The organism is Marinobacter salarius (assembly GCF_032922745.1).
Taxonomy (GTDB): domain Bacteria; phylum Pseudomonadota; class Gammaproteobacteria; order Pseudomonadales; family Oleiphilaceae; genus Marinobacter.
The window spans coordinates 1,296,963-1,310,955 of the sequence record NZ_CP136693.1; the positions used below are offsets into that span (position 1 = coordinate 1,296,963).

Below are 13,993 nucleotides of genomic sequence, written 5' to 3' on the forward strand. Positions count from 1 at the left end.
CAGGGTTGGCCGGATGCGTACTCGACAGCAGCGACAAACGTGATATCCGCTTCTCCCAGGGCGTCGCCAGTGGCGACCCCCTGCAGGATGGCGTGATCCTCTGGACTCGTGCCGTACCGGACGACGATGCCGGGCGGGACGTGGACATCGCCTGGGAAGTCTCTACCGACGCTGATTTCCGGAGCATGACTCATTCCGGTCGCTCGCGCGCCTCGGCTCAGCACGACTACACCTTCAAGGTGGATGTTCGGGGCCTGATGCCAGGTCAGCGCTATTACTATCGTTTCCGCACCGCCAGAAGCACCTCCCCGACCGGTATGACGCAGACCCTTCCAGAGGGTGCGGTGAGCCAGGTGAGGTTCGCGGTGGTGTCCTGCTCCAATTACCCCGCCGGCTACTTCAACGTGTATCGGGAAATCGCGGGCCTGGATAACCTGGATGCCGTGTTGCATCTGGGGGATTATCTCTATGAGTATGACAGCGACCCGGATAGCTATGGCGCGGCGCAGGCAGAAGCCATGGGCCGTACGTTCCCTGCGTCGAATAACCGTGAGCTCATTACTCTGGAGGATTACCGCCATCGCTACGCGATTTACCGGGGCGATGATCATTTGAGGGAGTTGCACCGCAAGGTGCCGTTCATCACGGTCTGGGATGACCACGAAGTAGCCAACGACACCTGGAGGAACGGGGCTGAGAACCACAACGCCGATGAGGGTGATTTCAGTGACCGTAAACTCGATGCCCTGCGGGCCTACTTTGAATGGATGCCGATCCGGCCGGTCACGGACGGAGACCAGGAAACCATCTCCCGCAGCTTCCGCTTTGGCGACCTGGTGGACCTGCACATGCTGGATACACGGATCATCGGCCGCGACGAGCAACTGGCTTACACTGATTACCTGACCCAGGATGGCATTGACGCGGCCCGGTTTGCTGCAGATGTAGGCGACCCGAACCGTACCATGCTGGGTGCGGAGCAGCGGCTTTGGCTTGAGAATGCGCTGGCAACTTCAACCGCCACCTGGCAGGTGCTGGGGCAGCAGGTGTTGATGGGACGGATGACGCTGCCCGCGGAGCTGCTGGCCGGCATCATCAACCCTGACCCATCTGTGTTGCCGCCCCTGTTCGCGGAGCTGGCTGGCCTCAAGGGTCGCTACCTGGCTGGAGATCCCTCGTTGACCGACGAGGAAATTGCCCGAATTGAAACCGTGCTGCCATACAACCTGGACGCCTGGGACGGCTACTACGTGGAACGAGAGGTGATCCTGGAAACGGCGAGGCAACTACAAAAGAACCTCGTGGTACTGGCCGGGGATACCCACAACGCCTGGGCCAGCAACCTGAAAACCGGCAATGGTGACCAGGTGGGTGTGGAGTTCGCCACGCCGGGGGTTTCTTCCCCCGGTCTTGAAGACTATCTCCAGTTGCCTGAAGCGACCATACCCGATGCCGAGGCGGCTATTGAGCTTCTGGTGGACGATCTCGACTACCTGAACGTGAACCAGCGGGGCTATATGCTGGTGACATTTACGCCCGACGAGGCGAGGGCGGACTGGCGCTTCGTCAGCACCGTCAAAGACCGTAACTACGAGATTGTCAGTGGTCGCAATGCTGCGCGGCAGACCTTGCCGGGGCCTGGCAACCGTTCACTGGTAACGCCCGGTTGACGGCATCTGTAAACCCGCTGCCGAATGATTCAGGCGGCGGGTTCGAATTGCCGTTGCAACCACAGTTTGATGTCGTTGGATTCGTACAGCCACTGATCCTTGCCGTCATCCTGCCGAATTCGCAGGCAGGGCACCTTGACGTGACCGCCGCCGGCTTCCAGCTCTGAGCGGCGTTCGCCGTCATGCTGTGCGTCACGGGTTTCGATGTTGAGGCCCAGGCGCGCAATTTCCTTGCGGACCTTGATGCAGAACGGGCAGGCCGTGAACTGGTAAAGCGCGAGGTCTTCGCAGGCACTGTCCACCTTTGCCTGTGCGTCAGGCGTGCGCGTGATGCCCTTGGGTGTGCTCAACTTCTCGCTGATCAGCATGAAGGGGGTCAGGATCAGCCGAAGGGTACGGAAAAAATAGCGGATGATGATTCTCATGGACTCGATACTGCTCCAGTCGATGGGGTGGATTTCGTTGCAGACCAAACCGGATAGGGAATGCCCGACAGCCTGTTCATGCAATAAGCGTGTGCCAGAAGCAGGCAAACGCCAGCCATCAGGACGGGCAGTTGTGCCGGATCAGGCATCAGGCCGAGTGATACGATAAGCGCAGTGGCTCCGGCCGGCGGATGCACGACACGGAATAGTACCATCAGGCAGCCGGTCAGGCCGAGGGATAAAGCCGAAGCGCCGACCCTTGGCAGATCGACTCCGTGTAAAAATGCGGAGGCCTGGTCCTGTAGACCAAAAATATGAAGACTGAACAGCCCCATCAACGCACCGATGAGGTGGCCGCAAAAGGTATTGCGCGGAGAGGCCGGTTCCGCGAGCGGAACGTGGAACAGTATAAACGCCGTGGCGCCAAGCGACGGGAATATGAAGGCTTCCTGAGTAACCAGTGCGATAAAGGAAACAAGCGCGATACTCAGTGTGCCGTTGATCAGGCTAAACCCCGCCATTACAGTTCGGCGGCTGTATCGGTTCGTCAGCTGTTCAAGATGAAACACCTTTAGCAGACCACTGGCTAACTGCCAGCGCAGTCGTTCGTTTCTGCGTCCCATTGCTCTCTCGTTAACCTGAATCATTTGCACCAAAAAGGTGCGTGATAGTAAGCCCTGACCCTGCACAAGGCAAATTGCTATTTCCGATAACCGTGAGCGACTGGCAAAGGTTCACTGATGCTTCTGAGCAGAAGGGCGTAAGGTATTGCCTGGGGCGTTGTATTGCTGTCGCCGGGCGTTTCTGACAGTCTTTTGTTAATGACAGAAACAAGGCCGGGCTAACCGGACATTCAGGAGAGCACAGTAATGACAGAAGACAAACGCCGCCGTTATTCCGCGCCCGTGGTCGACGGCCTGGGCAAGTCGGCAAGCCGCGCCATGTTGCGGGCCGTGGGGTTTACCGATGAAGACTTCCGCAAACCCCAGATTGGTATTGCCTCGACCTGGAGCAACCTGACGCCCTGCAATATGCACATCAACCAACTGGCGGAGGAATCCGCCGCTGGTGCCGATGAGGCCGGGGGCAAGAGCCTGACGTTCAACACCATCACGGTATCGGACGGCATCGCCAACGGCACCGAGGGTATGAAGTACTCCCTGGTGTCGCGGGAAGTCATTGCCGACTCCATTGAAACCGTGGCTGGTTGTGAAGGTTTTGATGGCCTGGTTGCCATCGGCGGCTGCGACAAGAACATGCCCGGCTGCATGATGGGCCTGGCGCGGCTGAACCGGCCGTCGGTATTTGTCTATGGCGGCACCATCATGCCCGGCGAGAATCACACCGACATCATCTCTGTGTTCGAGGCGGTGGGTGCCCATGCCCGAGGTGATCTGGACCTGATTGAGGTCAAACAGATCGAGGAAACCGCGATTCCGGGCCCAGGCTCCTGCGGCGGGATGTACACCGCCAACACCATGGCCTCGGCGATCGAAGCCATGGGCATGAGCCTGCCGGGCAGTTCTGCCCAGAACGCTATTTCCGAAACCAAGGCGGCAGACTGCAGGGCGGCGGGCGCGGCAGTGCTCAACCTGCTGGAGAAGGACCTGAAGCCATCGGACATCATGACCCGTGAGGCGTTCGAGAATGCCATCACCGTGGTGATTGCCCTGGGTGGCTCCACCAACGCGGTGCTGCACCTTATTGCCATGGCCAGTACCGTTGGCGTTGACTTGTCGCTGGATGACTTCGTGGAAATCGGCAAGCGGGTTCCTGTGCTGGCGGACCTGCGCCCCAGCGGTCACTACATGATGTCAGAACTGGTGGCCATTGGCGGTATCCAGCCGTTGATGAAGATGTTGCTCGACCGTGGCATGCTCCATGGCGACTGCATGACGGTCACCGGCCAGACACTGGCGGACAACCTGAAAGACGTGGCTCCGTACCCGGCAAGCCAGGACATCATTCATGCCTTTGATGACCCCATCAAGGCGGATAGTCATCTGCGTATCCTTTACGGCAACCTGGCGCCCACTGGTGCGGTGGCCAAGATCACCGGCAAGGAGGGCACTCATTTCACTGGTCGTGCACGGGTGTTCCAGTCTGAGGAAGAGGCCCAGGAGCGGATCATGGACGGCACTGTTGTGGCCGGGGATGTGTTGGTGATCCGGTTTGAGGGGCCCAAAGGCGGCCCGGGCATGCGGGAAATGCTGACGCCTACCTCGGCCATCATGGGCAAGGGCCTGGGCAGCGATGTGGCGTTGATTACCGATGGGCGTTTTTCCGGTGGCAGCCACGGTTTCGTGGTTGGTCATATTACACCGGAAGCCGCCGAAGGGGGCCCGATTGCGCTGGTGGAAAATGGTGACACCATCACCATTGATGCGGTGGCCAACCGTATTGAGCTGGATGTTTCGGAGCAGGAAATGGAGCGCCGCCGACAGGCATGGACGGCACCGGCTCCCAGGTTTACCCGCGGGGTGCTGGCCAAATACGCGCGCACCGTAAGCTCCGCCTCGGAAGGCGCAGTGACGGACAAGCCCTGAGCCAGGTGCTGTTTTGGCTGGTATAATAATAAGGTGATACCGGAATAACACATAATAAGGTTTGACCAATGATCCGAACGGCCATTGTCCTGGCGTTGACAGTCCTGTGCTTGATGAGTGTTTCACCCGCTATGGCAATTGAGAGGTCTGAGTTGCAACTGGCCTCTGTCAACGCAGCGGTGGCCTACGCCGACGGTGACGGCTTGGTCTATGGCAAGAATGCGGATCGGCGGGTGCCCATTGCCTCAATCACCAAGTTGATGACCGCGCTGGTGGTGATGGAGTCCGGCGAGCCCCTGACTGAATGGCTGGACTTCCGGGAACGCCACATCCCCGCCCCCGCCAACGCCTATACCCGTATTCGCGTGAGCTCCGAGCTCAGACGCTCTGACGTACTGCGTATTGCACTGATGTCGTCAGAGAATTTTGCGGCCCATACCCTGGCAAGACACCATCCCGGTGGGTATGACGCCTTTATCGAAGCGATGAATGCCAAGGCCGTTGAGTTGGGAATGCTGAAAACAACCTTCGTGGATCCCACTGGGTTGTCGGTTGACAATCGTTCCACCGCGGCGGATCTGGTTCGCCTGGTCAGGGCGGCCAGCCAATACCCACAGATACGGGAGTATTCCACCACCCGCTATTTCACCGCCCAGTTCCGCCAACCCAGATATCGACTGGCGTTCGGGAATACCAATGTCCTGGTTCATCGTGACAGTTGGGGCGTGGGGATCAGTAAAACGGGCTATCTGTCCGAAGCTGGCCGTTGCCTCGTTATGCTGTTTGAACTGGATGGCAAGCCGTTGGTAACGGTGCTGCTTGATTCTCTGGGCACCCGTTCACCGATGGGGGATGCGGGCCGGATCAAACGATGGCTGACCACCGGCGCCGGTGGCAGTGTTGCTGCGGCCGCGCGTGCGTATGAGCGGAAAAAGAACGCAGCTTATGCCGCTTCGGATGGCGCATCCGTGAGCGTGAACTGACCTCTGGCGAATCGGGAACGCAGCGTATGATTGAGATATTCACCACCGGCGGCACCATCGACAAGGTGTATTTCGATGCCAACAGCGAGTTTGAGATTGGCGATAGCCTGATTGCGGAGCTGTTGGCGGAGTCCAACATCCATGACGGCTATACCCTGAACGGTTTGCTGCGCAAGGACAGTCTGGAAATCACGGACAGGGAGCGGGAGATCATCAGAACAGCCGTCAGTCAGTGTAACGCTGAGCGCGTACTGATCACCCACGGTACCGATACCATGCCGGAAACCGCCAGAGAGCTGCTGTCGGTGAAAGGGAAAACTATTGTGTTGTTTGGTGCCATGCAACCGGCACGGATGCGCCGGAGCGACGCGGTTTTCAATATCGGCTATGCATGGGCAGCGGTCCAGCTATTGCCTCACGGGGTTTATATCGCCATGAACGGCGAGGTGTTCGAGGCCGGTTCCGTGCGCAAGAACCTGAAGGCCCAGCGCTTCGAGCGCACCTGATCAGCCCAGGCTGTTCACTTCCTCAGCGGTCAGTTCCCGGTAGTGTCCCGGCGCCAGTGAATCGTCGAGCACAAGGGTGCCGACACGCCATCGATGCAATCCCGTCACATGGTTGCCTACCGCCGCAAGCATTCTTTTGACCTGGTGGTAACGCCCTTCCGACAACGTCAGGTCAATTTCCCGGGCACTGAGCGAGTGGACATCGGCAGGTCTGGTGGGCCGTGACTCACCGTGCAGTAATACACCCTGTTGCAGTTGCGTGATGGCGAGGTCATTAATGGGTTCGGCGAGACTCACGCGGTAGGTCTTGGGGCATTCCACCCGCGGGGAGGTGATGCGGTGTGACCATTGGCCATCGGTGGTCAGCAGCAGGAGCCCGGTGGTGTCGGCGTCCAGCCGCCCGGCGATGTGGAGCCCGTGACGAACGTCTGCGGGCAGCAGGTCCAGCGCCGTGGGCTGCTGACTGTCGGTGGTGGCACTGATCACACCATCGGGCTTGTACAGCATCAGGTACCGCTCGCCAGGCAGTGACAGCGGCTGCTCATCGAGGGAAACCTGGGTGTCTGCGTCCACAGGGGAGGCGGGTTTGCGACAGGTCTGCCCATCCATCCGGACTCGGCCTGTACTGATGGCTTTTTTCGCATCGCGGCGCGACAGAGTGGTCGCATTGGCAACGAAATAATCCAGTCGCATGCTCAGGTACAGCCCTCTCCAGGCGGCGGGAGTGTCAGGCTGGCAAGGCACAGTACCTCGGCGGAGCCCGTCAGTCGCGACCAGAGCACGCCGAGAAGTTCTCCACCAATCGCCGGACGTTCCAGTTGTGAACTGGGCTCTGGCTCAAGACGGTCGCCATTGTACTTTGCGAGTATGAAGGTGAAGGGGTGCGCCCCGGGGATACCCAGGCGGATATCGGTCGCCGTGAGCCGATCGCCATCCATGTCGTAGTGCAGGAAACCACGCGTAAACCAGTCCAATCGCTGGCCCTCGGGTAATGACGTGGCGGCCTTTGCCAGGCTGGGTTCACGGGGGAAGTGTTCCACCGTAACGGGGCCGTTGCCATCCAGGAATCCGGTCACGATTTCCACCCGTTTTTCCTCACCCACAACGGTCACTCGCCACAGTACGGTATTGAAAGGCATCGGCTGAACCAGCCGTGGGGCATCTTCCAGGCCTTCCTCGGCGAGCGTGGGGCCAACCCGTTCCTGGATGATCTGTTGCGCCGTTGCACTCCACCCCAGATAAAGCGTTGAAAGAAGCAGGCCGGCCATGATGGCGCTGGTTTGTGGCCCGCGGATCAGGAACGCCGTGATGCCGACCAGTAGCGGCAGGGTATAAAGCGGGTCGATAATGAAAATGCTGCTGATGGCCACCGGTGGGCCGATAGGCCAGAACAACTGGGTTCCGTAGGTGGTAAAGGCATCAAGCAGGGGGTGCGTCATAAGCACAAGCGCGGTGAGGGCAAACCAACGCCCGTAGCCGAGATGGGGGCGCCACCGATGGAGTGCAAAGGCCAGCAATACGGACAGCGGCAGCAGGACAAACAGCGAGTGGCTGAATCCGCGGTGCTGGGTGAAGTTGGCGACCGCCGTGCCGTAATCAATGATGACGTCCAGATCGGGAAGGGTGCCGAGAACGGCACCGACCAGCAGGGCTGAACGGCCAAGGGTTTTTCCGGCAACGGCACCGGCCAGCGAGGCGCCCAGTGCCGCCTGGGTAATCGAATCCATCGGGATGACACCTTGTCAGTTAAGTCCGGCAGGTATTATGCGCGGAATCGGTTGTCGGATCACGCCCCAGATGGTCGGCAGATGGCTGTCAGGTATCGCTCCCGGAGGTTTCAGGTGTCAGGTCTACCCCCAAGGCATCGAGAACCGTGTCGCCGGGGTAGCCGTCGGCAACGAGGCCATTTTCTGACTGGTAGCCGCGAATAGCCGAGCGTGTGTTGGGGCCAAGGATACCGTCCGGTTTCCCGGTATCAAACCCCTGCTCGTTCAACGCTTCTTGAAGAGTAAGGATATTGTTCCGTGACAAGGCTGGCATGTCCTCCGGCGGCGGGGTCTGCAGTTTGCCGGCGCCAGCGATGCGGTCCGCCAGATGTCCGACCGCGATGGCGTAGAATTCGGAGCGGTTCCACCCCATGATCACATTAAAATTCTTGTAGGCCAGAAACGCAGGCCCACGGTGCCCTGCAGGGACCACCAGCGCGGCTTCGATGGGCTCGTTCGCCAGTTTGTTGCCGAAGGCGTCGGTTACGCCCAGGGTTCGCCATTGTTCCAGAGGCAGCTTGCGGCCGTCGGCCAGGCTGTAATCAAATTCCGCGGGCAGAAGAACCTCCCGCCCCCAGCGGTAGTCGCCATTCCAACCGAGATCCTGCAGAAAGTGGCCGGCTGACATCATCGCGTCCGGCAAGCTGTTCCACAGATCGCGCTTGCCATCGCCGTCGCCATCCACCGCATGGCGCAGGAAGACCGTTGGCATGAACTGCACATGCCCCATGGCACCGGCCCAGGAGCCTTCCATCTGTTCGGCGGGGATGGCGCCCTCGTCGACAATCCTGAGGGCTGCAATCAACTGTTCGGTGAAGAACTGGCTGCGACGTTCGTCACACGCGAGGGTGGCAAGTGAGCTGGGCACCGACATCTTGCCAAAGTAGGAACCGAAGTTGGTTTCCAGGCCCCAGAACGCCACAAGGTAGGGGGCGGGCACGCCCGTTTTGCGAGTGACGCGTTCAAGCAGTTCTTCGTGTTGGTCCAGTAGCTTCCGCCCCCGGCTTACCCGGTCGGAGTTGACCCGGCGGTTGAGATAGTCTGCGAAGGTGGTGGTGAATTCGGGCTGGCGGCGGTCGAGCTCAATCACACGCTCCAGATATTCGGCGCCGGCCAGCACTTCGCCTGCCGTTTGTGATGACACGCCAGCCTCAATGGCCTGCCTTTCCAGGCGTTCGATGCACTGAGGGAAACGGTTGGCCAGGTCGGCGTCAGCGGCCGCGGACGCACTGCTCAGGATGAGTAATCCGGTGAGTGAAAGGTGTCGAATTGTCCGTTGGCCCTTCGATGTCCCTGTGAATATGCTCGGCACGCTAAACCTCGGTCTGGGGTGGATGTTCCTGGGTCATGGTAGCCTGTTTTTGTGGTCCTGAAACACTGTTGTTGCCGGATTCCGGTGACAATTCTTTAACCTGGGTTTCATACCGCCCGGATGTGTCGTCTTTTTGTAGCCTCGCTATTCCCCGCCATCGGCTTGTTCTATAGTTTGCAGAACGATACGACAACTTTCTGAAAGACAAAAGGTCCGAAAATGGCAACGCTGAAGGCGCTGGTGGTGGATGACGCCAGCTTTGTGAGGGATCTGGTCAAGCGAACGGTGCGTCAGCGTTTTCCAGTGATTGACACCACGGATGCCCAGAACGGCCGCCGGGCGCAATCACTGATGTCGCGCACAACGTTTGATCTCATCCTCTGCGACTGGGAAATGCCGGAGATGTCGGGCCTGGAGCTGTTGCAGTGGATGCGCCAGCAGCCACAATATGAAAAAACACCCTTCATCATGATTACCAGCCGTGGTGACAAGGATCATGTGGTTGAAGCCGTCAAGGGGGGAGTCTCTGAGTATCTGGGGAAACCCTTCAGCCCCGAGGGGCTGAGCAATAAGATCATCAAGGTGATGGGGCGCCGCCTCAAGGACGCCATGGATCGCGGCGGGAAGTCCATGGGCGGGCCGGCGGAAGCATTTCGCGAGTCCGCCAGCCTGCTGACCCAGAAGCGGGAAGCTGCTTCTCCTGCGCCAGTCCGTGCCAGCAAGTCGTCCACGTCCTCCGCCTCTGGTTCGACGGTCAGACCGCCAATGAGCGTGGCGTCGGTACGTTTTTCAGACAGTACGCTTCGCTCAGTCGTCAAGGACATCACCCTCACGGAGGTGCGGGTGATCGCCAAGCGGGACCAGAAGTTTCCGGGCATTCTTGATCAGGCTGTGGTGGATATCGAAGTGGCCGAAGGGCAAGTGGCGCGGCTCAATGGGTACGTCCACCAGTTGCAGGCGGTGGACAAACGTCAGGACACGGATTTCGTGGGCGTGACGATACAGTTCGTGGACGAAGACCCGAAAAAGCTGGAAGACCTGTCCCGCTTTATCGCCCGCTTCCGCAGCGGCGGTTAGCTCACGGAAGCGATGCCAGTCAGGACGCGGTTTCAGGAAGCCTTTCCGCCAACCGTTCCCGGGGGAAGTGGCAGATGAATTCGCTGCCGTCGCCAATCCGGCTTCGTATTTCCAGATTGCCGTCGTGGTTGAGCAGTACGTGCTTGACGATTGCCAGCCCCAGGCCGGTGCCACCGGTTTCCTTGTGTCGGCTGGGATCGGCGCGATAGAAACGCTCGGTAAGTCGCGGAATATGGACCGGGTCGATACCGATACCGGTATCTTTCACCGACAGATGTCCGCCGTCGCGGTCCGTTTTCCAGATAACGGTGATGCTTCCGCCAGCGGGTGTGTACTTCACTGCGTTGAAAATCAGGTTGGAGAAGGCGCTGCGCAATTGGCTTTCGTCGCCCCTCAGCAGGTGGCGATCGCCAATACTGACGTTGAGCTCATGGCCCTGGTCTCCGCTGAGGGCCTTGGCGTCATGGCAGATCTGCTGGATCATTGCCTGTAGGTCCGTCACCGCATCGTTTATGGTCTGTTCGCCGGTTTCAATTCTGGACAGCAATATCAGGTCGGTAATCAGTGCTTCCATGCGCGAGGACTGCTGTGCCATGGTGTTGATGGCGCGCCGCCACTTTGGTGGCAGGTCGTCGGCATTGTCCACCAGGGTTTCCAGGTAGCCACTGATCACCGTTAGTGGTGTTCTCATTTCATGGGAGACGTTGCCAACGAAATCCCGTCGCATTTGTTCAAGCTGGAACAGGCGGGTCACGTCTTTGGCCACAATCAGACGGTCGTCGTCGCCAAACAGGCTGATCTGGATTTGCAGGTGAATATGCGGTTTTGCGGGGGAGTTCAGTTCCAGCGGTTCCCGATAATCGCGGGAGTCGAAATAGGCCTTGAACGCGGGATTGCGGATCAGGTTATGAATGAACTGTCCGTGGTCCGAGCTGCGGCGAAAACCCAGCAGATGCTCCGCCGAGCCGTTCCACCACTCCATGGCGCCCCGTGAGTCGGTCATGATCACGCCATCCCGCATGGCATTGGTGGATTCCTGAACCCGGTTGATCTGGGCGCGAAGTTTGTCCTGGGTGCGTAGATGGTTCTGGTGAAGCCTGTGGAGACCGTCGAATATGTCGCCCCAGAGACCAACGCTCTGAGGAGCTTCGTCACTGCCACTGGGATTGCCGAGCCAGTGGTAAAGACGTTTGGCTTGGGCCAGAGTCCACCACAGGTAAGCCAGCAGCCCCGCCGTCAGCCCGTAGAGCGGCTTGCCAAAGAAAAGCCCGACGGCCACGCAGGCAATCAGGGTTGCGATAATCCATCGCAGGTACTTTGACCAGTTGTGTTGCATTACGGCTGCCCCTGAATCAGTTCCGGACCCTTTTCGGGGTAAAGGGCACCGGTTGTGGTTATGCTGCTCTGGTAGAGAACCGGTAGCCGGTGCCACGCACTGTCTGGATCAGGTGATCATATTGGTCACCAAGGGCTTTGCGCAAACGACGTATGTGAACGTCGACCGTTCGCTCTTCAACATAAACGTTCCCACCCCACACCTGGTCAAGCAGTTGGGAGCGAGTATAAACCCGTTCCTGGTGTGTCATGAAGAACTGCAGTAACCGATATTCCGTGGGGCCGATGTTCAGCGCGCCGGTTTTCGTGGTGACCCGGTGGCCGACCGGGTCCAGAGTCAGGCCATCCACTTCGATTGGGGTTTCCACGCCGGGCGGCGTGGTGCGGCGCAATACGGCTTTTAGCCTGGCCACCAGCTCCCTCGGCGAGAAGGGCTTGGTGATGTAGTCATCCGCGCCCACTTCCAGGCCCTGGATCTTATTGTCTTCCTCGACCTTGGCCGTCAGCATGATGATGGGAATTTCAGCCGTTGCCTCTTCTTTTTTCAGACGCCTGGCCAGTTCCACACCGCTGGTGCCTGGCAGCATCCAGTCAAGGAGTATCAAGTCGGGCTGTTTGTCAACGATCAGGGCATGCGCTTCGCGGGCATCCGCTGCCTCAAGGTAGTCGTAGTCGGCCATTTCGAGGGCCACGGCGATCATTTCGCGGATGGGTGCCTCGTCATCGACGATCAGGACAGTTTTTCCAGTCATGAGCATTAACCTGTGTCATACCGAGTATTGTTGCTGCCTCATTACAACCGGGTAGTGTTACAAGTATATGACAGTAGCAGGCTGTGACTGGATTTGTTCGACTAACTGATGATCCGGTCAATCAACAAACCGGTGAAAACCGCAAAACCCGCCCAGTTATTGTTGAGAAAGGCCTTGAAGCACCCGTCGCGCTCGCGGAAGCGGGCCAGGTGCTGCTGGAATATAAACAGGCAAGCCATGGCGACGAGCCCGAGGTAATAGAAAACGCCGAGTTCAGCCTGCTGGCCCACCAGGATGAGGATCAGCACCACCAGGGCCTGGAGGATTGCTATAACTGCCCGGTCGGCCTCTCCGAACAGGATGGCGGTGGATTTGATGCCAATCCGGATGTCGTCATCACGATCCACCATGGCGTACAGGGTGTCGTAGGCAACGGTCCAGAGCACATTGGCCGTAAACAGCAACCAGGCCAGTTTTGTGACTTCACCGGCCTCGGCTGCCCAAGCCATGGGAATGGCCCAGGAGAAGGCGGCCCCAAGAAACAGTTGCGGCAGATGGGTGTAACGCTTCATGAACGGGTAGATGAACGCCAGTACTACGCCCCCGAACGAAAGATAAAGTGTCAGCGTGTTGGTGAACAGCACCACCATCAGGAAAGCGGTCACGCAGAAGCCTGCAAACAGGGCTACGGCTTCCCAGGCTTCGATGCGACCGGAGGTTAGGGGGCGGTCTTTGGTGCGTTTGACGTGGCGATCCACCTTGCGGTCGGCAAAATCGTTTATGGCGCAACCGGCGGCCCGCATCATGAATACGCCGAGGGTAAAGACGATAAAGTTGCCAATGCTGGGGAAACCGTCTGCGGCCAGCCACAGTGCCCAGTAGGTTGGCCATAGCAGGAGCAGGCTGCCGATGGGGCGATCGACGCGCAGCAGTCGGGCGTAGTCTGCAAGGCGGGCCTGGATGTGATCTGGCACGGCATTGGGCAGCATAGGTCTGGTCCGTCCGGGATGATGTTTCTGAGGCTGAGCGGGGATTATAGCCAGCGGTGAGGTTCGGTTAAAAGAGCCGCTGCGTCAGGGGCAGAGCGTGGGCAGGAAATACTCGCCGACCAAGAGGCTATGATGACCGCTGAAAAAACGGGAGCGGCGGGCCGCCATGGGTTGATGGCGGTTAGCCCGATGGCAAAGACCGGTCTCGAACGGCCCCCGTTGCCACTGTGGGTTGCTGAACAGATAGGCGCCGAGAGGGCGGCGTCCCAGGTTGCGCAGGCGGCGTCCACGCCCAGATAGGGTTGCCAATGGAATGATCGTACGGGCGAGCACCCAGGGGGTGTTGTCGCCGTTCAGGCAGACCTCGCGGATCCACGCATTCTGGCGCACCGGAATACCCAGGGTATGGGCCTCCTCCACAGTGGGGCGGGCAAAACCTTCCTGGAGGATATCCACGTGAAAGTGCTCGCGACATCGGAGTTGAAGCGCCCGGGTCAGTGAGCCCTCCAGCGTCAGCCAGTGGCTGAGCGGCCCGTGGATGGCCGGGTTCTTCAGCGCGGCTGCTGAAAAAGAGCGGTACCAGTCCGTAGCGGGGGTGGAGATGGCGTTTTCACCCTCAAACATGCTGGGTG

Annotated in this window: 14 protein-coding genes; 5 read left to right on the forward strand and 9 right to left on the reverse strand. The window is 59.3% G+C overall.

The annotated features are described in order from the left end of the window. Nucleotides 1–5: 5 nt before the first annotated feature. Nucleotides 6–1,670: an alkaline phosphatase D family protein gene (locus R1T46_RS05905; RefSeq protein WP_317307653.1), complete on the forward strand. Its 1,665-nt coding sequence runs from the start codon at nucleotides 6–8 to the stop codon at nucleotides 1,668–1,670. A gap of 29 nt (nucleotides 1,671–1,699) precedes the next feature. Here the strand turns inward: R1T46_RS05905 and R1T46_RS05910 are convergent, their stop codons facing one another. Next, nucleotides 1,700–2,095, reverse strand: a complete 396-nt coding sequence (locus tag R1T46_RS05910) for a glutaredoxin (protein ID WP_317307654.1) — start codon at nucleotides 2,093–2,095, stop codon at nucleotides 1,700–1,702. Then, complete coding sequence (locus tag R1T46_RS05915) at nucleotides 2,092–2,718, reverse strand: HPP family protein (RefSeq protein WP_007154975.1); 627 nt, start codon at nucleotides 2,716–2,718, stop codon at nucleotides 2,092–2,094. Before R1T46_RS05915 ends, R1T46_RS05910 begins: the two co-directional genes overlap by 4 nt. Before the next feature lie 246 nt (nucleotides 2,719–2,964). On the opposite strand from R1T46_RS05915, the gene ilvD reads away from it, so the two are divergent. The 3 genes from ilvD (at nucleotide 2,965) to R1T46_RS05930 (ending at nucleotide 6,130) form a co-directional block, all read left to right on the forward strand. Further along, a complete protein-coding gene (ilvD, locus tag R1T46_RS05920; protein ID WP_041332496.1) occupies nucleotides 2,965–4,641 on the forward strand; it encodes a dihydroxy-acid dehydratase in 1,677 nt (558 codons plus the stop codon). A 113-nt stretch (nucleotides 4,642–4,754) separates the two neighbouring features. Further along, a complete protein-coding gene (gene pbpG, locus R1T46_RS05925; RefSeq protein ID WP_317308267.1) occupies nucleotides 4,755–5,624 on the forward strand; it encodes a D-alanyl-D-alanine endopeptidase in 870 nt (289 codons plus the stop codon). A gap of 26 nt (nucleotides 5,625–5,650) precedes the next feature. Next, entirely contained in the window at nucleotides 5,651–6,130 is a 480-nt protein-coding gene (locus R1T46_RS05930) for an asparaginase domain-containing protein (RefSeq protein WP_317307655.1), read from the forward strand. Here the strand turns inward: R1T46_RS05930 and R1T46_RS05935 are convergent, their stop codons facing one another. The 3 genes from R1T46_RS05935 to R1T46_RS05945 all read right to left on the reverse strand — a co-directional run bounded on the left by R1T46_RS05935 (nucleotide 6,131) and on the right by R1T46_RS05945 (nucleotide 9,100). Further along, nucleotides 6,131–6,823, reverse strand: coding sequence for a pseudouridine synthase (locus R1T46_RS05935; RefSeq protein ID WP_317307656.1), 693 nt, complete (start codon nucleotides 6,821–6,823; stop codon nucleotides 6,131–6,133). A gap of 2 nt (nucleotides 6,824–6,825) precedes the next feature. Beyond that, a complete protein-coding gene (locus R1T46_RS05940) occupies nucleotides 6,826–7,857 on the reverse strand; it encodes a metal-dependent hydrolase (protein ID WP_317307657.1) in 1,032 nt (343 codons plus the stop codon). An 88-nt stretch (nucleotides 7,858–7,945) separates the two neighbouring features. Next, nucleotides 7,946–9,100, reverse strand: a complete 1,155-nt coding sequence (locus R1T46_RS05945; RefSeq protein ID WP_317308268.1) for a lytic murein transglycosylase — start codon at nucleotides 9,098–9,100, stop codon at nucleotides 7,946–7,948. A 327-nt stretch (nucleotides 9,101–9,427) separates the two neighbouring features. Here R1T46_RS05945 and R1T46_RS05950 point away from each other — a divergent pair, with 327 nt between their 5' ends. Next, nucleotides 9,428–10,285, forward strand: a complete 858-nt coding sequence (locus R1T46_RS05950) for a response regulator (RefSeq protein ID WP_317307658.1) — start codon at nucleotides 9,428–9,430, stop codon at nucleotides 10,283–10,285. Between the two features lie 19 nt (nucleotides 10,286–10,304). Here R1T46_RS05950 and phoR read toward each other — a convergent pair whose 3' ends face one another. The 4 genes from phoR to R1T46_RS05970 all read right to left on the reverse strand — a co-directional run bounded on the left by phoR (nucleotide 10,305) and on the right by R1T46_RS05970 (nucleotide 13,985). Continuing rightward, nucleotides 10,305–11,621 (reverse strand): phosphate regulon sensor histidine kinase PhoR, encoded by a 1,317-nt coding sequence (gene phoR / locus R1T46_RS05955; protein WP_317307659.1) that lies wholly within the window; start codon nucleotides 11,619–11,621, stop codon nucleotides 10,305–10,307. Nucleotides 11,622–11,679: 58 nt separating this feature from the next. Beyond that, nucleotides 11,680–12,372, reverse strand: a complete 693-nt coding sequence (gene phoB, locus R1T46_RS05960) for a phosphate regulon transcriptional regulator PhoB (RefSeq protein ID WP_317307660.1) — start codon at nucleotides 12,370–12,372, stop codon at nucleotides 11,680–11,682. A gap of 101 nt (nucleotides 12,373–12,473) precedes the next feature. Continuing rightward, nucleotides 12,474–13,361, reverse strand: coding sequence for a 4-hydroxybenzoate octaprenyltransferase (ubiA, locus tag R1T46_RS05965; RefSeq protein WP_317307661.1), 888 nt, complete (start codon nucleotides 13,359–13,361; stop codon nucleotides 12,474–12,476). 84 nt (nucleotides 13,362–13,445) lie between these two features. Next, nucleotides 13,446–13,985, reverse strand: coding sequence for a chorismate--pyruvate lyase family protein (locus R1T46_RS05970; RefSeq protein ID WP_036210785.1), 540 nt, complete (start codon nucleotides 13,983–13,985; stop codon nucleotides 13,446–13,448). Nucleotides 13,986–13,993 lie beyond the last annotated feature (8 nt).

Excerpts from the sequence above, each read along its gene's own strand:
- ilvD (WP_041332496.1), top strand. The coding sequence starts at position 2,965 with ATGACAGAAGACAAACGCCGCCGTTATTCCGCGCCCGTGGTCGACGGC.
- phoR (WP_317307659.1), bottom strand. The coding sequence starts at position 11,621 with ATGCAACACAACTGGTCAAAGTACCTGCGATGGATTATCGCAACCCTG.
- ubiA (WP_317307661.1), bottom strand. The coding sequence starts at position 13,361 with ATGCTGCCCAATGCCGTGCCAGATCACATCCAGGCCCGCCTTGCAGAC.
- R1T46_RS05915 (WP_007154975.1), bottom strand. The coding sequence starts at position 2,718 with ATGGGACGCAGAAACGAACGACTGCGCTGGCAGTTAGCCAGTGGTCTG.
- R1T46_RS05930 (WP_317307655.1), top strand. The coding sequence starts at position 5,651 with ATGATTGAGATATTCACCACCGGCGGCACCATCGACAAGGTGTATTTC.
- phoB (WP_317307660.1), bottom strand. The coding sequence starts at position 12,372 with ATGACTGGAAAAACTGTCCTGATCGTCGATGACGAGGCACCCATCCGC.
- R1T46_RS05935 (WP_317307656.1), bottom strand. The coding sequence starts at position 6,823 with ATGCGACTGGATTATTTCGTTGCCAATGCGACCACTCTGTCGCGCCGC.
- pbpG (WP_317308267.1), top strand. The coding sequence starts at position 4,755 with ATGAGTGTTTCACCCGCTATGGCAATTGAGAGGTCTGAGTTGCAACTG.
- R1T46_RS05950 (WP_317307658.1), top strand. The coding sequence starts at position 9,428 with ATGGCAACGCTGAAGGCGCTGGTGGTGGATGACGCCAGCTTTGTGAGG.
- R1T46_RS05970 (WP_036210785.1), bottom strand. The coding sequence starts at position 13,985 with ATGTTTGAGGGTGAAAACGCCATCTCCACCCCCGCTACGGACTGGTAC.
- R1T46_RS05940 (WP_317307657.1), bottom strand. The coding sequence starts at position 7,857 with ATGGATTCGATTACCCAGGCGGCACTGGGCGCCTCGCTGGCCGGTGCC.
- R1T46_RS05910 (WP_317307654.1), bottom strand. The coding sequence starts at position 2,095 with ATGAGAATCATCATCCGCTATTTTTTCCGTACCCTTCGGCTGATCCTG.